Below are 21,296 nucleotides of genomic sequence, written 5' to 3' on the forward strand. Positions count from 1 at the left end.
GGTTTTTTCGTTCAACGTTAAGAATATTTATTTATGATTTTCAGCGAGTGCATTAATCAATAACTCACTGATTTGGCTACCTGCTTTTAACGTTTTCTCACGGTCGTTACCGCCATCTTCGTTAGTATTTAAGAATGGCGCAATCTCTACCATATCAGCACCTGTAATTTTGAAGTGTTTGTTAAGTTCACTTAAAATCAATAGCGCTTGTTCTGGGCTTAAGCCGTCTGGCTCTGGCGTGCCTGTTGCAGCAGCGAAGTGTGCATCTAACGCATCGATATCAAAGCTTACATATAGTTCTTCAATACCCGCAGCTTTTAGTTTTTCAATGGTTTCATCAACGATTGACTGAGCGCCGCGCTCCATGATTTCATGAGTCCAAAATTGGTTAACGCCAAAGCTGTCTTCCCAATGACCACGATCGCGGCCACTTGAACGAATACCAAACTGGAATGCCATGTCACGTGATGGTAAATCATCAAGGATATGTGTAACCCAAGAGCCAAAACAAATATCGATACCAAGACGTTCAACTAATAAGTCTGTATGAGCATCAAAATGAATAAGCGCCGCTTTAACCCCTTGATCTTGTTTAGCGCGTAAATAACTACGAACTAGTGGGTAACTTACTGAGTGATCGCCACCAATAGCAAACAAGGTTTTATTTGGAAACGCTCGGTAGAACTCATCACAAAAATCTTCGGTGATCGATAGTGAACTCACAGGAAGTGATGACTCACTATCGCCATATAAAGCTTTGCGACAGTTTGTGATGGTTGCATCGTTAAGGTACTTGTCATGCAGTAAATGGGGAATAACACGCACATCACCCACATCAAAGTAATCGACATCATAATCATCGCTTAACATGGTTTGGCGTAAAAATAGTGGCCCCCAGTTGGCGCCACGCAAGATACCGCCGCCCGTATCACTACATACACCTAGTACAACGGGGCGGGTGTCATCGGCTAATGAATCAACTTGGTTGCGCCATGCGCCCTCTACATTATCAGTGCTGCCATAAAGCGCTGTGTGTAACGATGCTTTACGCTCTTTTGCTGTATTTACTGTAAATACACCATTGCCCGGCGGGCATAAATACTGATTAATTTTGTCGTTAAGTACTGACCAATTCGCCATGATAACTCCGAAGTAACTGATAATTTAGCGGTCATTAAAACAGATGTAGTAGGAATTACAAGTTAACCGCGAGAGAGGTTTTAGTGCTAAATGCATGGCTATGCGCTGTTGCGATTATGTATGCATATTTAAGATGACGTGCAGTTGGTGAACCGCCAATCTAAAACGACCATTATCAGCTTAGTTATTCATTTATATCAATAAATGCTCTAAGTCATCAAAATAGTGAGGATAGATAAAAAAGGGAAGAGTGCATAGGCAGCTCTTCCCTAATTTTTTCATTAATACCAAAATTTATGACAGATTTCGAATTAACTCATTTGGCGGTAGTTTGGTCAGCGGTTTACAGGCTCGTGTACCAATTAACGCAACAAAGATGCTGCCAACAGCGGTGGCTAATAACCATAATGATGGATGCGGTTTCCAAGTCATTTCAATAACAAAGGTTTGAATTAGCCATAGCGCTAGCTCAGTAGTTAATGCGGCAATGAATCCAGCTAATGCCCCTGAAATTAGAAACTCAATAGCAATAGAACGTTGCAGTAGTTTTTTACCTGCGCCAAGAGTACGCAAGATAACTAAGTCTTGATGACGCTGTTGGTAGCTGGCTTGAATTTGCACTAACAGCACTAAAATTGCTGCACACATTACTAAGAACATAATGTAGGACAAGGCCAGTGATACTTGTTCGATAATTTCACGTAATTGTTTGATTAAGCGATCAATTTTAATCAGCGATATTGTTGGGTAATCCCGCAATAGATCCCTTAATAGAGGATGCTGATCTTTATCAACGTAGAACGATGAAATATAAGTAGATGGCATATCGCCTAGTGCGGCGCGATTGAAAATTAACATAAAGTTAGGGCGCATTGAGCGCCAATGCACTTCACGGAAGCTAGTTACTGTTGCGACGACGACTTCTTCGCCAATTAAGGTGGTTAAGGTGTCACCAATTTTAATTTCAAGACGTTCGGCGGCATCTGACTCTACTGACACTTGTAATGTCGTGTCAGATTCATCCCACCACTGGCCTTGTGTAATTGGGTTACCTTCCGGCTTAGCGTCGCGCCAAGTTAAACTCAGTTCACGGCCAAAGCCACGACGCCCTGAACGCTTACGTTCATCTTCAGCATTACCTTCACTATCATAACCACCGACTTTATCGTCGTTAATCATCGATACACGACCACGAATGATTGGATAGAGATCGCTGGTTTCAACGTCATACTTTTTCATCAAGCCGTCAATTTGATCAACTTGATCTGGGGTGACGTTGCCAAGGAAGTGATTAGCGGTGCCTTCAGGAATTTGGTTTTGCCATTCATCAATTAATTCATTGCGAAGCAATAAGACAATCAACATCAACATGATGGCAGTTGCGATACTGGCAATTTGCATACTGGCTTGATTTGCTCGTTGATAAAGTGATGCCATTGCCAGCTTAAACGGACTGGCTGCACTAAATTGTTTGCCGCGAGCCATTCGAATAATAAACCATGCCATTGCGCTGAGTACTAACGCGATAATAGCCGCTATCGTTAGCGTAATAAGTGATAACACAATGTCCTGAGAATAGGTGAGTAGCAACGCGAAAATGGCACCGCCAAATACTAATCCGTTTTTCCAAAGGGCAAATGGCGCACTCGCCATATCACGTTTGATAACACGCATTACAGGAACACTAAACAAACGTAACATTGGCGTTAGTGAGAATAATGCCGCACAAATTGCGCCGGTACTTACAGCAATCAATAATGGTTTAAAACCTAAACCAGGCAAATCTTTCGGTAGCGATTGCGGTAAATAATGTTGTACGAGGCCAAGTGCGCCTTCTTGCAACGCATAACCAGCGATTAAACCAAGCGACATACCAATAAGGGCTAGGGTAGTTAACTGAAAAACGAAAATTTTACGAATAGTGCTATCGTTGGTTCCAAGCGTTTTTAAAAGCGCAACGGTGTCGAGTTGATGTTGACTAAATCGGGATGCGGTGACAGAAATTGCCGTCGCAGCCAAAATAATGCCGAGTAAACTAGAGAGTAGTAAAAACTGATTAGCACGTTTGAGGGAGTTAGCTAATGGAGACTGCTCTCCTTTGATGTCTTGCCAATTTTGATTGGTTTTTAAATCGGGTTTTATGGCCTGATAAAAATCACTTAATGCATCATCATCGCCACTGTAGAGATAGTTGTAATAAACGCGACTACCCGGTTGTACGATGTTGGTTGCAGCAACGTCTACATCGTTAATGAAAATTGTCGGGCTGGAGTTAAAGATAGAGAATGATCCGTCAGGCTCTTGTGTCACAATGCCTGTAACTTTTAGGACTGTGTCGCCCATTTCAACGTCATCACCAATGACAGCGTCAAAGCGTACTAATAACTCCGGTGATACCCATACTTCACCTTGTGGCGGCGGGCCGTACTTGACAACGCCTTGGGTATCCAATGGATCGTTTGTCAGTGCTTTGTCGCTAATTTTAAGTTCACCGCGCAGAGGGTAAGGACCTTTAACTGCTTTGGTAAAAGAAAGGAGCATCTCATCGCCATGAAATACCATGGAGTTGAAACTTAGATATTGCGCTGCGTTAACTTGATAGTTATTTACTTTATTTAAGATACTGTCATCGATGGCATGAGCAGAAGACAACACGCGATCTGCTGCTAAAAAATTACTGCCCTTAGCGACTAAGGCTTGATTTAATCGCTCGCCAAAACCGCTCAATGAAAACACCGAGGTGACAGCCAGAGCAATGGCTAAGATGAATATTGTCAGTTCACCGCGCTTAATCTGTTGTTTAAGAAGTGCGGTTGCTGGTTTAAACCACATCCGATAGCTCCACTTCTTTGATATCTTCGCTGATCTGACCATCGTCCATGGTGATAATGCGCTGACAATTTTGTGCCAGTTTAGGGTCGTGGGTTACTAATACTAGGGTGGTATTAAGTTGTTGGTTTAATTCAAATAATAACTCTTCAATACGTTTTCCGTTGGCACCATCTAAGTTACCTGTTGGTTCATCGGCGAACAATATTTTAGGCTGACAAATAAAAGCACGTGCAATAGCAACACGTTGCTGTTCACCACCAGATAGTTGGTTAGGATAATGATCGTCACGGTGACTTAGCCCTACCTTATCAAGTAACTCTTTGGCTTTTTGTTCGGCATTTTCAAATCCAGCAAGCTGTGCAGGCAACATCACGTTTTCTAATGCTGTTAGTGCAGGCAGTAATAAAAATGATTGGAAAATAAAGCCAACTTTTTTAGCGCGAAGTTCGGTACGTTGCTCTTCATTTAGTGTGTGAAGTGGGGCATCATCTAACCAGATTTCGCCACTGGTTGAACTATCTAATCCGGCGAGTAATCCAAGCAAGGTTGATTTGCCTGAGCCAGATGCGCCAACGATGGCAATTGATTGACCTTGCTTGACATTTAATGAGATAGACTTAAGTATCTCTAATGTTCCGTTATTTACTGCCACTTGTTTAATAAGATTTTTTACTATGATGATATCGCTTGAAACTTGTTCTTCACTCATTCGCCGTGCCTACCTATGCGTTTTACTTGGGGTTGCTACCGTGGTGCCAGTCCACGCTACTAATGTTTTATTGTTAGGGGATAGTCTCAGCGCTAGCTACGGAATGCAAGCATCCAAAGGATGGGCTTCAATTGCTGAAAAAGAATTGATAAAAACCTATCCCGATTTTAGATTATTAAATTTTAGTGCGAGCGGTGAAACAACTGGCGGCGGGAAAGCTAGACTGGCTAGGCTGCTGGAGAAGAATGAGGTTGATGTGTTATGGATTGAACTAGGTGGCAATGATGGTCTGCGCGGTTACCCAATTAATACAATTCGTTACAATTTAAGCGCGATGGTAAAGATGGGTAAAGATAAAGGAATCAAGGTCATAGTTACACAAATTCAAATACCGCCAAACCTAGGAAAGCGTTATACATCAATGTTTACAGGTTTGTATCCAAAGCTTGCAGCAAAAGAAGACATCACCTTAATGCCGTTTTTCATAGAATCAGTTGCCGTGAAGCCAGAGCTAATGCAAGCGGATCAAATTCACCCAAATGAGAAAGCACAACCGATTATTGCAAAAGAAATTGTTGAATACTTTAAAAACTACTTATGAATTAATGATAATAGTTTTCATTTACAATTTTGAGGATTGCTCATACAATACAATTTTTATGTGAGATCCCGCCAATGAAACAATTTAAAAAATTAGCTCTATTTAGTGTGTTGAGTTTGAGCATGCTTGGATGCACAAGCACACAAAATAGTGGCAGTAACCCAATCAAGTCAGTATCAAGTCTCTACGATTATCAATTGTTGTCGCCCGACGGCAACGAGATTTCTATCGAGCAATTGGTTTCGCAACATAGTGACGCTAATGTTTTTATGGTTGGCGAGTTTCACGCTCACCCTGGGGTTCATTTATTTCAAGCTAAATTGATGGCACATCTAGCGGCACAAAATATCCCACTTGCTTTATCAATGGAGCAATTTACACGATCAGACCAAGGGATATTATCGCAATATGTTGCTGGAGAAGTGGGAGAAATAACGCTCACCAAAAAAACGAAAGTATGGGATAACTATAAAAGTGATTATCGACCTTTAGTCGAAATAGCCAAGGAGCAATCACTACCTGTTATTGCCGCAAACGCGCCGCGAGATATTGTAAAATGTATCGGCCGGCAAGGACCTCAATATCTTTCTAAGTTATCAACGCAACAGCGAGCATTAGTCGCTAACACTATCGATATCTCTGACTCGCCATATCGTCAAAAGTTTTTAAGTAATATGCGTGGAATGAGTTTAAATGAAAAACGCATAGGACAAATGTTTGGCGCTCAAATGGCATGGGATGCCACCATGGCAGAATCAATTGCTAATCATTTGACTAACAACCCTAATCATCGAGTGTTTCATATTGCAGGACGTTTTCATATTATGAATGGGCTAGGCACTGGCGCCGAGTTAAAAAAACTTAAGCCGCATGTGAATATTGTAAATATAACTGCAACCATGGCGCAGGAGAAGTCGGAAATACAGGACTATCAATTGATCATAAAGGCTCTACCACCTATGTGGGTTAATGATGATGAACGTACTTTAGTGATGAGCGGTCATAAACGCAGTAAGTTAAATTGTTTGTAACTTGTTGACTTTGGCAGCTAAAAATAAAACTCAATATTTATCATTGGCTGTCGATAATTAGTAGTGAGAAAGGAGTGTTATTCTTTTTTATGACTAAAATGTAACAATTTTTATCATCCTTTATTCTTAATTGTAGGCCATTTCGCTTATTGAAGTAGTGATATTGGTGTATTTCGGTGTACATTGGATTTGTACATTTTAGAATATTTGTGATTTAGGTCAATCAACGTTCGTTGATTTATCGACCCAGATTTAATGTAAATATTTTGCTCAACAAAGCATTATTACTAAATTAGTGAGTCGGTTATGTTATCTAAAATCAAAATATCTCAGAAAGTTTATATCTTAGGCGCCGTTCAGCTTTTTTTGATTTGTTTAGTCGGCGGTGTCGGTTATTCACAAATGGCTAAAATAGGTGTTGAGCTTGTCGATATCGCAGAGGAAGATATACCACTAACAGCTATGTTAACTCGATTAACCGAGCATCAGCTTCAAGAAGCCATTTTATTCGAACGTGCGTTGCGTGGTGGTCTGTCACGAGTTTCATCCCCCTCCCAGCAACGCGCAGATGTTGACGCTTTAAAAGTCGATATTGATAAATTGGTCTCGAAATCAACGCGAGAATTTGATGAGATTGAAGCATTTATTGAAGAAGGTATCCCTAACCTTCATTCCCAAGCAGCTGTTTTTGAATATAAAGAATTGTTAACGAGTATTGAGCGTGTTGAAGAAAACTATAATAAATTAAAAGTAGAAGCTAATCAGACGCTTGGCATGATTTTCTCTAACATTGACAATCAAAATCTGATCGATTCAATCGCTTTTGTTGAAGAACAGCGAGACGACATCGACCATGATCTTATTGAAATTCTAGGTTCTATTCAGCAGTTTACATTAACAGCTGCACGTCAGGCAGAGCAGGATGAAATCACGGGCATTCGATTAATTACAGGACTATTGATATTCAGTCTTATCATCGCTATTTCATTTCCATATTATATTGCAAAGTCTATTTCTCGACCGTTAGTTACCTTGAATGAACGAATGGAGCAAATTGCGACCGGTGATGGTGATTTAACACAGTCTTTATCTGAGCGCTATCAGGATGAAACGGGTGACATTGCACGTTCTTTCAATGTTTTTATCGTCAAACTTCGCCATATTATTAATGACATTACCTCATCAGTTGAAGTGTTAGATTCAACGTCTAAAACGGCCAGTGGAGAAATGTTAGTCACTTTAGATAACATTGAAAAACAGCGGAATGAAATCGAAATGGTTGCTTCATCTGTTAATCAAATGAATAGTACGACACATGACGTAGCGACTAATACCAATAATGCATCTCAAATGGCTGGTAATGTAAGAGATAGTGTTAACAACGGTCAAAAGTCCGCAGAAGAATCTCATCAAATTGTGCAGCAGCTCGCTGAAGAAATTGAAACAGCATCGTCGACTATAGGTAGTTTAGCTGAGAAGACTGATGGCATTGGTATGGTGTTAGATACCATTCGAGCAATTGCCGAACAAACGAATTTGTTAGCACTTAATGCAGCAATTGAAGCTGCACGTGCTGGAGAGTCTGGTCGTGGATTTGCGGTTGTTGCTGATGAAGTTCGCTCCCTTGCTCAGCGCACACAAAGTTCAACTGGTGATATTCAAACATTGGTTGAAGGGCTGCAAGAAGAAGCTAAAAACGCTGTAGCCTGTATGGATAAAGGTAGTGAGAGCACTGAAAAATGTTTAGATAAAAGCCGCGAAGCAACGGATGCCTTTGAAGAAGTATCGCAAATAGTAAATAATATTTCGGCGCTCAATGCACAAATAGCAACAGCGGCAGAAGAGCAATCAGCAGTTGCTACCGAAGTGAATAATAATTTGGCGAGTATTAGTAATATTGCTACGGCAACCAGTGATGGTGCCCTAAATACATCCAAAGCGAATGAAATTATTACATCTGGTTTATGCGACTTACGTCAGCATGTTCATCAGTTTAGAACCTAATATCGTTAGTTAGAATCCATCAGTCGGATTCGTCTATTCTTTGAGTATTTAGCCCTGTTCGTAGGGCTTTTTTATGTCATTAATCAAATTTACCATCTTTAGTTTTATCGTTTATCGATAAATAATTATTGTTTTTGAGTTGTTGTGTGTTGTTTTTAACATCAATTCGAATTAATTGACGTTGAAGATGATTAATACCAATTGCATTAAATATTTGCCCACTTGTACTTGTTAAAATTAACTAAAATGGCGTTGCTCTCAATCCTAATAGCTAGCTATTAATCAATCGAGCGCCTTGTTTTAGCTGATTTTCTCTACGCACAACAAGATCACTTACTTAATGCAATGGGTATAACAAATAGTCTTGCTTTGAGTGCTCAGCAAAAAGATTTTTATGTGACAAATAAAGAGAATACAAAGGTGTATGGTGATATCAAGCAATATGGAGTTGTTGCAGGTGCATCATTAAAATATGCTGGATTTAACGATAAGGTTCTACCCTTTGTTGCTTTAGAAGCGGGTGTTTTTAATGCGACGTTGGATCATAATAATCAGCGCCAAAATGAATTGCAAAAGAGTTATAAAGTCTCTACTGGTATTGAATTTAAAACGAGCAATGATTCTGCATTTTCAATTAGCGTTGGCTATGCTGATGAGTTAGGTAATAGTAAATTTTAGAAAAGTTAATTGTAATTTAAATGCCGTCACGTCAAAGACGGCATTTAAAATTCATAGAGCTGTTAATTTTGAGGGATATAATAAGGCCCCGGTAATAATCCACGTTTTTTAGCGTTAAAAGCTTGCTCATTAGCTAAACGAGATACCATTGGAGTGTTATCACTAATTGAACCTGCTATTTGGCTCACTGCAGCACTAATTAGAGCACCAAGTAACCCGCTACCGCTGTTACTATTAGGGTTATATTGAGCGTTTAAAGGTGCGTCCCATAAAACATCACCTGATGTTGTTGAAACTAACTTTACAGAACCTTGAACAACAGTAGTTGATGAAATTACTTGATACTTTTGACCCCACGTATCAAGTGTGACATAGAGTACGGCATCAGCACCAATATGTTCTTTAACTTTATCAAGGGGAATAGTGTTCATTTCGGCTGGTGTTGGTAAGCCATTTTGTTTTAGAAAGGTATCTACTACTGATACTGGAAAAACGTAATATCCTTTTTCAGCCAAAGGCACAGTAATCGTCGAAAGATAGCTGTAAGGTGCATTTACTTCTATGCTGTTATTCGCTGGTGGAATAACTAGAATAGAACGAGGTGCAGCTTCTCTTAGTTTAGTGTAATCATAAGGCTGCACAGTAGCACAACCTGATAAAACTAATAAAAAAGCGGGTAAAAATTTGATAAGTTTACTTTTAAACACGGTAATAGTCCTTTATTTTACTTCTTGCGAACGCTTGAGCATTCCATTAATAAATGTTTCAGCTTCTGGGTAAATAGTGCGCTCTTCTTCTAACGCAGCCTTTGCTTTATCAGCTTCACCCACAGACGAATAAAGCATACCTAGATGTGCAAATACACCAGGTCCTACTTTTTTATTATTTTTTTTAGCTTCCGCAACAGCTTCTTGTAACATCGCTATTTGCTTTTGAGGCTCAATTGAGCTGTCTGTATTATGAAATTCATATACGAGATCCTCATACTGTCCCCACGTATACATTTGTTTATTTGTATTGGCACAACCTGACGCAAAGATGACTGATGCAACTATAAATCCTTTGATTAACGTATTTTTCATTTTATTATTTCCTTATTATTCTTCTACTTTTAATGTTCCGTTTTCTAAATCACGTACCATATTTTTAATCGTCTGTTTAATTGCGAAGTCTAAAACTTTTCCGTTTAGTGTTGAGTCATATCCTGCACTTGAACCAAAGCCTGCAACCTGACGAGAGTTGAGTTCATATTCGCCTGCACCTTGTGTTGAATAGATAACTTCTGACGTTAAAACATCAACAACATTTAAAGACACTTTAGAGTATGCAATTTGGCTTTTACCTGCACCAAGAATGCCGAATAATTGTTTGTCGCCAACATTTTTTCTACCAAATTCGGTAACGGCACCAGTGATTGTATAACGAGCGCCTTTAAGGTTTTGTTTAATACCACGTAACTTCGCTTCAGCTGCGATTTGTTCCATATTGGCACGATCTAATACTTTAAAACGATTAGTTTGTTGTAATAATGTCTTTAAAATAACCTTGGCTTGGCTGCCTAACTTGTCAGTATTTGACGAAAATAAACCTTGCATATAATCAGATTTATTTGAAAAATCGCCAACAACCATGGTCGTTTTAGGGCCAGTGTATGGAGCAGTATTTGTGACGACTGGTTCTACTGCGACAGTGCGATGAGATTGTGTTGCACAGCCGGAAAGTGTTAAAAGAGAGAGTAACGAGATGGTTAGAATGGTGTTTTTCATATCTATGTCCATATATTTAAAAGAAGGCAAGAATACTTACACAAAATTTTATTCTTTACCATTGATATTAGGGTCTGTTGATCTTTGTGGTTCAAATTTTGTTCAATCTAAAAGGGTTTTGGGCAAGGCATGAGGATTGATGCCTAGTTTATCTAGGTGAATGACGAATAACGCGGCACAAAATCCTTTTAGATGAATCCAACTGACAGCATTTGTTTGTTATTTCTACGGCGTTATCGCCTATTCGTGTAGCCAGCTACACCACATAGGCTCTGCCTTGTAGAAACCTCAAACAAATTGCTGCAAAAATGAACTCAAAAGATCAACAGACCCTAGTTTCTATTTGCTATTTAGCAAATAGAAACACAGGTTTTTAGCTGGAGATGGGTATCGACCATCTCGACACTGTTAAAGCGGGTAGTTGAACTGGACAGAAACAACATAGGCGTTGATGTTGTAATCCGCTTGGTAGCCGCTGTTATAAATCACTTCATCTTGCGCATTGTATTCACGATCGATAACAGTCGTGTCTTTCATGAACATCACACCGGCCGCTAAATCAATACTCCAAGGTTGGTTGCCTTGATAATGACCACCAACGGTAAACCAAGTGCGATCATTGGCTGGAATACGGGCGCTGCGATAATCGCTATTTACAGGAGAGTTATCTTGGGCAATACCTGTTTTAACAGTCCATTGATTATTTAATTGATAAGTAGCGCCAAGTGCATAAGCCCAAGCGTCTTCCCAGTGTTCAGGAATGTAGCCGATGTAACCTTGTGCATTTAGATTTTGAGCTTGTTGGCTACTTGGGCTGATCCTTGGTTGTGTATCGTCTGACAGTACAGAAATATCTGTAAACTTGCTCCACTGGGTCCAAGTTGCCGTCCATTGTAGTGACAAACGATCTGTCATCTGGGTATCGAGGCTAATGACCGCGCTCTGTGGCGTATCCAATCCTAGTTGCGATTTCTCAACTTTCTCTGGAGATACTGCTAATTTACCTGTCGTTAGGTCAACAACGGGTAACTTTGTGCCATCTACAACACCTGGAATCGTTGGCGCAGTCCAATATTGTTCAGGGTTTTGCGTATCTTGAACAAACTCTCCAGTGATGGGTGTGTTATTAATTGTTGAATCGCCTTTTAGTGTGTAATTTACCGCTGAGTGGTAGCTGATACCCAATTTAGTCGATTCTGTTAATTGATAATGCAGGCCTAAGGTAAAGCTTGGCTGAAGATCATCGCCAGATACTTCATATTTGCTGTCACAATAAGCGGACTGTGCAACATCGTTAAATGTGCCTCGGCTTAGTTGAGTATATTGACCGTTGATGCCAGTACCAAGTTCACATAAGCCACTGTGATCTTTGTATTTACTTAACGTGCCTTTGGCATAATTTAGGGCAATAGCACCACCAATGCTTAGTTTATCGTTTATTTGGTAGCTCAATGATGGTTGAATCGCTAGCACTTGTAATTGAGTTTCTTGTGCGAAATAACGACCAACGAAGTCATCGTTGTATTCGCTCGAAGTACCAAATGGCACAGCGACTGAAAATCCTAGCGTGAACTTTTCATTAATTGGCTGCACGTAATGGAAGTGCGGAATGGGTGAAACGTTCGTTAAACTGCCTGAATCAGGACCTGCTACAGGCATTCCCTGAGCACTTGTCGCACTCACATTTTTAAACTCGCCATCTACGTTAGCTAGGTTAAGACCTAATACCCATTGCGCTTGCTTGAGTTGTGAAAGCGCAGCCGGGTTAGTGAAGCCAATACTAGCATCGGTGATTTGTGCACCGCGACCTGCGTAGGCATTACCCATTGCACTGGTAGATTGTTCGAATAATTTGAAACCAGCGGCGTTTGTTGTTGCCGCAAACGCGCTAAGAATTCCCACTGAAAGAAGTGAGTACTTTTTAGAGAAAAATGGAGTCGACATAAATATACTTATTACTTTATTGAAATGTTAGAGCAATTGCTCAAAAGTGGCGCAATATACCTTAAATGTAGCAAGCTTGTAATAGGTAACTAAACAAGTGTTTAATATGTGCTCTTTATATCGTTATTTTCGTCTATTTGTATAAAGTTAGTCGTTAAGTTGTGGTTTTTAGCTTACTTGTATTTTCAACAAGTGTTGCTAATGCATCAAGCGAACGATCATGACGGGCACTTGCGCCTTCTTGATAGCGCTGATTGAATGTATCAAACCATAAGTCGAGTAAATTTCCATTCTCTTCTTCACCAAAGCTTCTTAACACATGAGCGGCAACTTCGGCGGTTGCTAAACGATCGTCCCCCGTTGCTTTTCGCAAACGATAACGTTCACTTTGTGTATCTAAGTTAATGGATAACACTGGGAATTGGCTAAGGTAGGGGCTTTTTCTAAACATTTTTTTCGCTTCACGCCAGCTGCCATCAAGTAATATAAATAATGGCTGCTTTGCTGGTGCAGCAATATTGTTAACGTGATGCACGACGGTTTGTTCTTCATGCGCATAAGCTGCTGGAAAAACGACATAAGGCTGATAGTCAGGATTATTAATGAGTGCTAATAGCGTTTCATCGATTTCGGTACGACGCCAAATAAAAGCATGCGTATCATTGATTAAATCAGCGATTAACCGACCCGTATTACTGGGTTTTAAAACTTCGTCGTCCCACATCAGTAATAAAAATGCAGCTTTACTGTGGCATGTAGGTTTGTATTGGCAGATGCAAAATTTAAGGGCAATTCGACAGTCATCACAACGTTCTACGTTATAGCCTCGTGCTCTAAATGGTTTGGTGCTAATACTCTTACGGTAATGGAATAAGCGTTGAACGGCGTGCATAATAAATCATAGTTATAGGTGTTTTGTGTATTATATATCGAATTTCAGATGAATATGCTGCAACTGATAGTCAAAAGTTAGGAATAATGTGCATTGCTTGAATCTCTACTAACCAATTCAGGACTTATGTGGCATATTGTTAATAATCTACTAAACGGAATTGATTGATTATAATGAAAAATATTTATTTATTAGTGCTTTTCTGTACTCCCTTCTTATCATGTGCAGAACTAAAATTAAATGTCGAACGAACCTCATATGAATTCGATGCAAATAGTATTGAACAAATGGTTCAAAGTGTTCGAGAGTTTGGTCCTAAAGCAAATTACTCGAAAGCGTGGGCATTGTTAGAGACTGAGGTCATTACCAAATTTAGCGTAATAACGACTGAAAAAGGATGTCAATTTTATGCGCCTGAAGTCGATGTTGACGCACTAATTACACTTCCTCATTGGCGTAATATTGATGAGTTGGATCCCGAAACTCAATTATGGTGGGAGTCTTATTCTGATTATCTGTTAGCTCATGAAAATGAACACTTAGAGATTGCGATTACACATTCAAAAGAATTACTTAATAAACTAAACAGCCAGCACGACGGATTAGCTTGTAAACAATTGAGGGAACGTTTTTTGGCGTACAAAGGCTCGATGATGTCTCAAACTCGTATAGCAGATTCGACACTTGATTATGTGACGGCGGAGCAAGCCCTTAAACAACAGTCGTTGTTTTTACCATTATCTCCTTTTTTAGGTAAAAAGATTGAGATAGAAAGAATTACACGTAAGAAGAGCAATTTGATTCCGGAGTCTGTGCGTTAGATTTTTCAATTTAACACAATTGTATTTCAGATAATTGGATAGTAGTTAGAGCATAATGAATACATATTTTTCAATCAGATCCTATTCTAAAAACTTTCGTAGTCATTACCACGAATATCATCAGTTGGTGTTGCCGTTACATGGGGTGATTGACATTCGTGTTGGTAAATTCTCTGGATTAGTTGGAATAGGGGATTGCGTCATTATTCGCGCGGGTGAATTCCATGGTTTTAGTGCTCATGAAGCGGCACGGTTTATTGTTGTTGATATGGAAAATATACCAGACAATATACTACACGCTAGCGAAGAGAAAATTACGATTGATAGTGCGTTGCTATCATTTACACAATTCTTAGAGCAACAACTCAATTCACAAATAAACCAAGCCGTTGAACAATGTGCTTTTGATTTGTTTTATCAACTTTTAGGTCAGCAAAAAGACAATAATCGCATTGATTGCGTAATAACATGAAGAAGATCACCCAATAACATTCATGGAGATCGCTTTTTTTCTGTTTTGTAGAGCCTCTTTAAATTTAGCCTGAGTGATCTCCATCAGTCAAGTTATTGGTGATTTTTCGCATCGATTCACCTTCTAATTTTATTTTTATTGAACCATGAACTAGCCGATCCAAAATGGCATCGGCATGGGTAGATTCTCCGATCATTTTGTACCAGTGCTCTTGCGGTAATTGGCTGGCGATTAACGTTGATTTAGTGTCATACCTAGCATCAATGAGCTCGAGTAAATCACTCCGCTGCTGAGCAGTTAGTGGCTCTAAGCCCCAGTCATCTAAAATTAGTAAATTGGCATTGGTTAATTTGCTGATAAACTTGCGATAAGTTCCGTCTGCCTGAGATAAATACATCTTCTCCAGTAGCTCTTTTAATCTAAAGTAGAACACGCTATCGCCTTGCTGGCAGTGGTGTTGGCCAAGCGCACAGGCTAAGTAGGTTTTTCCACAACCTGTCGCTCCTGTGATTAAGATATTTTGATGAAGTCGTAACCATTCGCCCTGTGCTAGCGAGCGGATTTGTGCCTTATCTAGGTTACGATTGGCACGATAATCGAGTTGCTCTATCTGAGCTTGCACTCTAAATTTTGCTTGGCGAGTTAATCGCTCTATTTTTCTAGTGACTCGCTGATTTATCTCATTATCGAGTAACAAGGTTAACCTCTCTTCAAAAGCGAGTTCTTTGTAATGATTTGGCTGCTCCGTTTGGAGCGTTAATGCATCACGTATGCCACCAAGATTCAGCGTATTCAATTGGTTATAAATGGTTTTCATTGGTTTTCCCTCTAATGATAATATTTGTTTCCGCGAACATTTTTATGCTCGATTTCACCAAGTAAGTCGAGTTGAACTTCCGGCAATGGTTGACGGTCTAGTCCCTTATCTAAGATTGAGCGGATACCTGCGAGTCGCATGATGCCTGTATGTAAAGCTCGGTGACTGGCGGCTTCTAACCTTGCTGGTGAATATTTCTTCGATAAATTCAGTAATCCTAAACAGACACGATAGCTTTGCTCTGGATGCCGTTTCGATTGCAGTAATTTGATGACGAGCTCTTCAGTGCTACTACCAATGTCTTTCGCCCACTTTTCAAAACGATGAGGGGACCACTGATCATGCTTGCGATGAGCGATTGGCATGTGCCCCTCAATTGTCGTGTGTGCACCTATTTTTGATGAACGAGGATGTGAGGCGACACATTCACCATGGTGGTAAAGCCTAACCAACTCTCCACTGATATGTGCTTCAAGCTTTTGTTTTATCAATGAATGAGGTACAGAGTAATAGTGTTTTTCAACTTCAATATGGTAGTCAATATGTACGGTTACTTTCTTAACCTGTGTGTAGATGTAAGGGGTTATAGGCAGTGGCTTTAAAGCGGGTTTATCGATCTCAATAAACTGTGATAACCGGCTCCCAGGCTGCTTTCTCATTGGCCTTTGATTTAAATCTGTGAGTAGTTCGCAGATCCTTTCATTGAGCTGACGTAGGCTAAAAAACGGTTCATGACGTAACTTGGCCATGATCCAGCGCTCAACTATTTGTACTGCGACTTCAGCCTTAGCCTTATCTTTGGGGCGATAGGGGCGAGCTGGAACGATGACAGTATTATAATGTGCTGCCATTTGTTGATACGTTGGATTGAGGTCTGGCTCATAACGACACGCTTTGGTGACACCACTTCTTAAGTTATCAGGGATGAGTAGTTCAGGCATTCCACCGAGAAACTCAAAGCAGCGAGCATGACTCATCACCCAGTCTTCAAGGCCTTGACTCCATGTTGCTTCGGCGAATGTATAATTGGAAGCGCCCATCACTGCAACAAATACCTGCGCTGTTCGGTACTCCCCCGTTGAACTATTGATGATATTCATTGTGGGGCCGCAGTAATCAATAAATAGCTTTTCACCGGCTTTATGATGCTGCCTCATTGATGGTTTCTGGCAGCCCAACCACGCTTTATACAGACGACAAAAATGATTGTAACTGTAATGGTTACCGGGGTTTCGCTGTGAGTGCTCCTCCCATAAGAGCTGTAGTGTCAGCGTTTTATGTTTTAGTTCTTTATAAATCACCGACCAATTGGGAACTGGTATTGATGCTTTAAGTTTGACCCTAGTCTTTAAGAACTCTCGATTAAGCGCCGCATCCGTCCATATTTCGGATAAAGGCCAGCTTGTGATCCCCATTTGTGCAGCTCGGTTTGCATAGCGAGACACTACTGAGGGCGAAATAGATAAGCTTTTTGCAACCTGACGATGGCTAAGTGAACAGCCGTATTTGAGCCGTAAGATTTCTTTTAATTTACGCATAGAAATAGGTACCGTAGACATAGTTATCCTCATCATCAAAATGAAAAGAATAACGGTAAAATGTACCTACAGAACAGAAGAAAGTTGATTAATTGAACAACAACATTATGTGAATTCATCAATAACATATGGAGCTAAAAGTGATCTCCATGAATGTTATTAGGTGATCTCGATGGATGTTATTGAGTGATCTCCATCGATGTTATTAGGTGATCTCCATGGATGTTAATATGCAATTGATAAACGATTGGAGTCTGTTTTAGCAATTATTCATGATGTTCTGTCTGCAACCTTTACCACAGATGCGTTAGCGAAATTAGCGTGTTTGAGTGCAACGCAATTTAAAGTGGTGTTTAAACAAAGCCTTGAAATGACGGTGCAGCAATATATTCGTCAATATCGAATGCAAAATGCTAAAGCACTAATTACACATACTGATACGCCCATTGCCATAGTTGCTCAACAGGTCGGTTATCAGGATAGTTCGGCGTTTAGCCGTCAGTTTAAATCTTTTTTCGGACATTCTCCTACGCAATAATTGCAGATTTTTTGCATTTAAAACAGTCCTTCCTGCACAAATTTTATGTTAAAGCAGCCGATAATAGCGTTTTAGGACGGAGTGTTAACATGAGAATATTAGGTAATAGCTACGCAATCATTGCGATATTGATGGGGGGCGCATTAGCATTATTGGCGAAGGAAGCTAGTGAGGTTCCGCCGTTTCTGCTATTAGCAATGTGTTTTTTTATCGCGGCGTTAATCATGCCATTATTGAATATTGTTTGCCGGAAAACGAGTGTCGAAAAATCACAATTCAAGTGGGTGGAAGGGGGCATCGGAATGACTTGTTTACTCGGATTTCATGCTTGTTACTTTATTGCATTGGATTATGCTCCCGTTATAGAGGTGAGTCTAATTGGTTATTTGTGGCCCATGTTGTTGGCACTATTGGTAGCGAAAAAAGGAAAAAAATTACAATCATTTGTCGGTGGTTGCATTGGGCTGATAGCCGTTTCTGTCGTGTTAGGTTGGGATAATCTTAGCTTTGGGTCACAATATTTTATTGGTTATGTGTTGGCATTAACTTGTGCCGTGTTATGGGCGTTTTATTCATGGTATTTATCGAATAATCAATCGAGTTCTAGCGATATGAGCTGGCAATGTTTGGGCGTTGCAATAGGGGCGTTAGCGATTAGCACAATGTCGGAGCCTTGGATGTTTGAGTTGTCTTGGTCTGTCGTTTTAGCCATTGTACTGCTAGGACTTGGCCCTGTTGGCGGGGCGTTTTATTTATGGGACGCTGGTTTGAAACGAGGAGATAAGTCATTTATTTCGTCATTGAGTTTTTCGACACCGTTATTGTCAGCAATGTTTCTTTCGTTATTTGGCTATGTGGTGTGGTCTAGTCTAGCAGCTTAATTTGGTCGATAGCGTTACTTATCATCGCGGCGGTTATTATTAATTTTCAGACAAATGATGTACAAAGCAGACAGGTTATTAAATAATATGATTTTTATTTAATCTTGATTTCGTCATGCCTATCTCTTGTAATCTATACGACACCATTGAGATTGTCTGTATGTTTCACTATCCAGTGACATTGACGCTTATCGATGGCCAGTTAAAAACAGGGATAGCGAGAGACACTAAGCGCAATGCTGAAAATGAAGAATGTATTGAATTAGATATAGAATGCGAGAGTACGTTAGTCGTTCTCTCACAACTTGATTCAATGCAGGTTAATATTGAAAACCCGCATCTCAGTTTAGTAAATTTTCGTTAGTAAGCATTCGCTACTAACTAGAGGCCTTATTTGCATCGCTATCTTGTGATGGTAGCTTTAAAGAAAGTAGCGTTGCCAATGCGATGAAGGCGGTTGAAATCCACAAACAAGCCGTCAAACCATAAGCTTGGTATATCAATCCAGATAATACAGTGCCAATTAAACGACCCATCGCGTTGGCCATGTAGTAAAAGCCAACATCGAGTGACACACCATCGTTACCTGCAAAACGAACAATTAAATAACTGTGTAATGATGAATTCACCGCAAATAATGCCCCAAAGACTAAAAGCCCGCCGATTAAACTTGCTTTGATGTAAAAGTCCATGGTTAATGCCACCGCAATTAATGCAGGAATTAATGTGAGTAAAGCTGCCCATTTAACCGCTGTGCGACTCGATGGGACGTTTTTACTATGCTCTCCATTACCCGTAATTTTAGGCGCGATGGACTGAACGATGCCGTAAGCAATCACCCAGCTCGCCATAAAACCACCAACCCACCAATGGTTCCAGTCAAAAATTTGCGCTAAAAAGACAGGCAGTGCGACAACAAACCATACATCACGAGCACCGAATAGGAACAATCGAGCCGCTGATAACACATTAATCGAGTGACTCTTTGAGAACATCTCTTTAAACTTTGGTTTGTTTTTGGCTTTGCCAATATCACCGCGTAGTGCAAATAAACTAAAACACCACAGACAAAACAAGAACGCCGCCATAGCAGTCATCGCATTACTAAAACCTAAGACTGTTAACAACACACCACCCAGGAAAAAACCAATGCCTTTTAGCGCATTCTTAGAGCCAGTAAGCAAGGCTATCCATTGATAAAGTTTGTTGTTTTCATTACCAGAGACTAAAAACTTAATCGAGCTCTTAGCACTCATTTTGTTGAGATCTTTGGCAATGCCTGACAATGCTTGAGCGGCCATAACATAAGCAATAGTTAGCAACTCATTGGGGATTGCTAGCATTAACAACGCAATAACCTGCATTGCCAGACCAATATTCATGGTGCGATTTAACCCCCATTTAGCACCCAGCCAGCCACCGACAAGATTGGTCACCACGCCGAAAATTTCGTAAAACAGAAACAGCATCGCAATGCTTAAGGCGTTGTAGCCTAGCTGATGAAAATGCAGCACCACCAGCATGCGCAGCGCGCCGTCGGTTAACGTAAAGCCCCAGTAATTACCAGTGATAATCAAGTATTGCTTAAGGCTTTGCGGCAGGTTCGCTAATTTACTTAACATGATTATTTATCGCTAAGACCAACAAGTTTGACGAGTTCAGCAGTGCGGTTTGCATAGCCCCATTCATTGTCATACCACACGTATAGTTTTACTTGGGTATCGTTAACAATCATGGTTGATGGCGCATCAATAATACTTGAGCGAGGGTCAGTGCGGTAATCAATAGACACTAAAGGACGTTCTTCATAGCCTAAAATATCTTTTAGTTCGCCTTGTGCTGCATCGCTAAGTAGTTGATTAATTTCTTCTACCGTTGTTGCTCTGTCCATTTCAAATACACAATCGGTGAGCGATGCATTTGCTAAAGGGATACGGATTGCGTGGCCATTGAGTTTGCCTTTTAGCTCAGGGAAAATATGAGTAATGGCGGTTGCTGATCCTGTTGTTGTTGGGATCAAACTCATACCACAAGCACGAGCACGGCGTAGATCTTTATGAGGCGCATCTAAAATGGTTTGCGTGTTGGTGATGTCATGAATAGTGGTCATGCTACCGTGTTTGATACCAACTTTTTCATGAAGCACTTTAACAACAGGCGCTAGACAGTTAGTGGTACAAGATGCGGCAGTAACAATAGAATGTTGAGTTTTATCATAAAGGTTTTCGTTAACCCCCATCACGACATTTAATACCCCGTCCTCTTTAACAGGCGCAGTAACAACAACACGTTTAACGCCTTGGGCAAGATAACCTTGTAACAAGGCTTTGGTTTTTATTTTACCACTCGCTTCAATAACAACGTCACAGCCTGACCAATCTGTATCATTGATTGCTGTGTACTGTGTACACGGGATATTTTGACCATCGACAACGACATTATCGCCTTCGCTTGTTGCATTGTGATGCCACGTACCGTGTACTGAATCAAATGTCAGTAAATGGGCCAATGTTTTAGCGTCTCCGGCAGGATCATTAATTTGTACAACTTCAAACTCAGGCCAGTCAAATGCGGCGCGCATTGTTAAACGTCCCATACGGCCAAAGCCGTTAATTCCAACTTTTATAGTCAT

21 protein-coding genes are annotated in these 21,296 nt (G+C 40.3%); 9 read left to right on the top strand and 12 right to left on the bottom strand.

Going from position 1 to position 21,296, the window contains the following annotated elements; translation table 11 throughout:
• Positions 1–27 precede the first annotated feature (27 nt).
• The 3 genes from ACMAZF_RS04640 to ACMAZF_RS04650 all read right to left on the bottom strand — a co-directional run bounded on the left by ACMAZF_RS04640 (position 28) and on the right by ACMAZF_RS04650 (position 4,681).
• Positions 28–1,143 carry an arginase family protein gene (locus tag ACMAZF_RS04640; RefSeq protein WP_435277183.1) on the bottom strand — a complete coding sequence of 372 codons (1,116 nt, stop codon included), beginning with the start codon at positions 1,141–1,143 and terminating at the stop codon, positions 28–30.
• Positions 1,144–1,434: 291 nt separating this feature from the next.
• Positions 1,435–3,972, bottom strand: a complete 2,538-nt coding sequence (locus tag ACMAZF_RS04645) for an ABC transporter permease (protein WP_435276297.1) — start codon at positions 3,970–3,972, stop codon at positions 1,435–1,437.
• The gene (locus ACMAZF_RS04650) at positions 3,962–4,681 is read right to left on the bottom strand and encodes an ABC transporter ATP-binding protein (RefSeq protein ID WP_435276298.1); all 720 of its coding nucleotides are present in this window, start codon (positions 4,679–4,681) and stop codon (positions 3,962–3,964) included. The genes ACMAZF_RS04645 and ACMAZF_RS04650 overlap by 11 nt, the downstream gene beginning before the upstream one ends.
• Here ACMAZF_RS04650 and ACMAZF_RS04655 point away from each other — a divergent pair.
• From ACMAZF_RS04655 to ACMAZF_RS04670, 4 genes are all read left to right on the top strand, one after another.
• Complete coding sequence (locus tag ACMAZF_RS04655; protein WP_435277184.1) at positions 4,650–5,282, top strand: arylesterase; 633 nt, start codon at positions 4,650–4,652, stop codon at positions 5,280–5,282. The genes ACMAZF_RS04650 and ACMAZF_RS04655 overlap by 32 nt on opposite strands.
• 74 nt (positions 5,283–5,356) lie before the next feature.
• Entirely contained in the window at positions 5,357–6,313 is a 957-nt protein-coding gene (locus ACMAZF_RS04660; protein ID WP_435276299.1) for a ChaN family lipoprotein, read from the top strand.
• A gap of 306 nt (positions 6,314–6,619) precedes the next feature.
• Positions 6,620–8,317, top strand: a complete 1,698-nt coding sequence (locus tag ACMAZF_RS04665; RefSeq protein WP_435276300.1) for a methyl-accepting chemotaxis protein — start codon at positions 6,620–6,622, stop codon at positions 8,315–8,317.
• Between the two features lie 345 nt (positions 8,318–8,662).
• On the top strand, positions 8,663–8,995 hold the full coding sequence (locus ACMAZF_RS04670; protein WP_435276301.1) for a hypothetical protein: 333 nt from the start codon (positions 8,663–8,665) through the stop codon (positions 8,993–8,995).
• A gap of 62 nt (positions 8,996–9,057) precedes the next feature.
• Here the strand turns inward: ACMAZF_RS04670 and ACMAZF_RS04675 are convergent, their stop codons facing one another.
• The 5 genes from ACMAZF_RS04675 to ACMAZF_RS04695 all read right to left on the bottom strand — a co-directional run bounded on the left by ACMAZF_RS04675 (position 9,058) and on the right by ACMAZF_RS04695 (position 13,597).
• Positions 9,058–9,702, bottom strand: a complete 645-nt coding sequence (locus tag ACMAZF_RS04675; RefSeq protein ID WP_435276302.1) for a DUF799 domain-containing protein — start codon at positions 9,700–9,702, stop codon at positions 9,058–9,060.
• A 12-nt stretch (positions 9,703–9,714) separates the two neighbouring features.
• Positions 9,715–10,077, bottom strand: coding sequence for a DUF4810 domain-containing protein (locus ACMAZF_RS04680; protein ID WP_435276303.1), 363 nt, complete (start codon positions 10,075–10,077; stop codon positions 9,715–9,717).
• Positions 10,078–10,092: 15 nt separating this feature from the next.
• Positions 10,093–10,761 (bottom strand): CsgG/HfaB family protein, encoded by a 669-nt coding sequence (locus tag ACMAZF_RS04685; protein ID WP_435276304.1) that lies wholly within the window; start codon positions 10,759–10,761, stop codon positions 10,093–10,095.
• A 408-nt stretch (positions 10,762–11,169) separates the two neighbouring features.
• Positions 11,170–12,705 (bottom strand): OmpP1/FadL family transporter, encoded by a 1,536-nt coding sequence (locus ACMAZF_RS04690; RefSeq protein ID WP_435276305.1) that lies wholly within the window; start codon positions 12,703–12,705, stop codon positions 11,170–11,172.
• A gap of 154 nt (positions 12,706–12,859) precedes the next feature.
• Positions 12,860–13,597, bottom strand: coding sequence for a tRNA-uridine aminocarboxypropyltransferase (locus tag ACMAZF_RS04695; RefSeq protein WP_435276306.1), 738 nt, complete (start codon positions 13,595–13,597; stop codon positions 12,860–12,862).
• A gap of 173 nt (positions 13,598–13,770) precedes the next feature.
• Here ACMAZF_RS04695 and ACMAZF_RS04700 point away from each other — a divergent pair, with 173 nt between their 5' ends.
• On the top strand, positions 13,771–14,418 hold the full coding sequence (locus ACMAZF_RS04700) for a DUF922 domain-containing protein (RefSeq protein ID WP_435276307.1): 648 nt from the start codon (positions 13,771–13,773) through the stop codon (positions 14,416–14,418).
• Positions 14,419–14,473: 55 nt separating this feature from the next.
• A complete protein-coding gene (locus ACMAZF_RS04705; RefSeq protein WP_435276308.1) occupies positions 14,474–14,890 on the top strand; it encodes a hypothetical protein in 417 nt (138 codons plus the stop codon).
• Positions 14,891–14,954: 64 nt separating this feature from the next.
• Here the strand turns inward: ACMAZF_RS04705 and istB are convergent, their stop codons facing one another.
• Both istB and istA read right to left on the bottom strand, forming a co-directional pair.
• Entirely contained in the window at positions 14,955–15,707 is a 753-nt protein-coding gene (istB, locus tag ACMAZF_RS04710) for an IS21-like element helper ATPase IstB (protein WP_435276309.1), read from the bottom strand.
• Between the two features lie 11 nt (positions 15,708–15,718).
• Positions 15,719–17,266 carry an IS21 family transposase gene (gene istA, locus ACMAZF_RS04715; RefSeq protein ID WP_435276310.1) on the bottom strand — a complete coding sequence of 516 codons (1,548 nt, stop codon included), beginning with the start codon at positions 17,264–17,266 and terminating at the stop codon, positions 15,719–15,721.
• Positions 17,267–17,492: 226 nt separating this feature from the next.
• Between istA and ACMAZF_RS04720 the strand changes: the two genes are divergently transcribed.
• The 3 genes from ACMAZF_RS04720 to ACMAZF_RS04730 all read left to right on the top strand — a co-directional run bounded on the left by ACMAZF_RS04720 (position 17,493) and on the right by ACMAZF_RS04730 (position 19,028).
• Complete coding sequence (locus ACMAZF_RS04720; RefSeq protein ID WP_435276311.1) at positions 17,493–17,783, top strand: helix-turn-helix domain-containing protein; 291 nt, start codon at positions 17,493–17,495, stop codon at positions 17,781–17,783.
• Between the two features lie 89 nt (positions 17,784–17,872).
• A complete protein-coding gene (locus ACMAZF_RS04725) occupies positions 17,873–18,664 on the top strand; it encodes a DMT family transporter (protein ID WP_435276312.1) in 792 nt (263 codons plus the stop codon).
• A 115-nt stretch (positions 18,665–18,779) separates the two neighbouring features.
• A complete protein-coding gene (locus ACMAZF_RS04730) occupies positions 18,780–19,028 on the top strand; it encodes a Rho-binding antiterminator (protein WP_435276313.1) in 249 nt (82 codons plus the stop codon).
• A 13-nt stretch (positions 19,029–19,041) separates the two neighbouring features.
• On the opposite strand, the gene arsJ is transcribed toward ACMAZF_RS04730, so the two are convergent.
• Positions 19,042–20,286, bottom strand: a complete 1,245-nt coding sequence (arsJ, locus tag ACMAZF_RS04735; RefSeq protein WP_435276314.1) for an organoarsenical effux MFS transporter ArsJ — start codon at positions 20,284–20,286, stop codon at positions 19,042–19,044.
• Between the two features lie 2 nt (positions 20,287–20,288).
• Positions 20,289–21,296 carry an ArsJ-associated glyceraldehyde-3-phosphate dehydrogenase gene (locus tag ACMAZF_RS04740; RefSeq protein WP_435276315.1) on the bottom strand — a complete coding sequence of 336 codons (1,008 nt, stop codon included), beginning with the start codon at positions 21,294–21,296 and terminating at the stop codon, positions 20,289–20,291.

The sequence above is a fragment of the Psychrobium sp. nBUS_13 genome (genome assembly GCF_051201665.1).
Classification (GTDB): Bacteria; Pseudomonadota; Gammaproteobacteria; order Enterobacterales; family Psychrobiaceae; genus Psychrobium.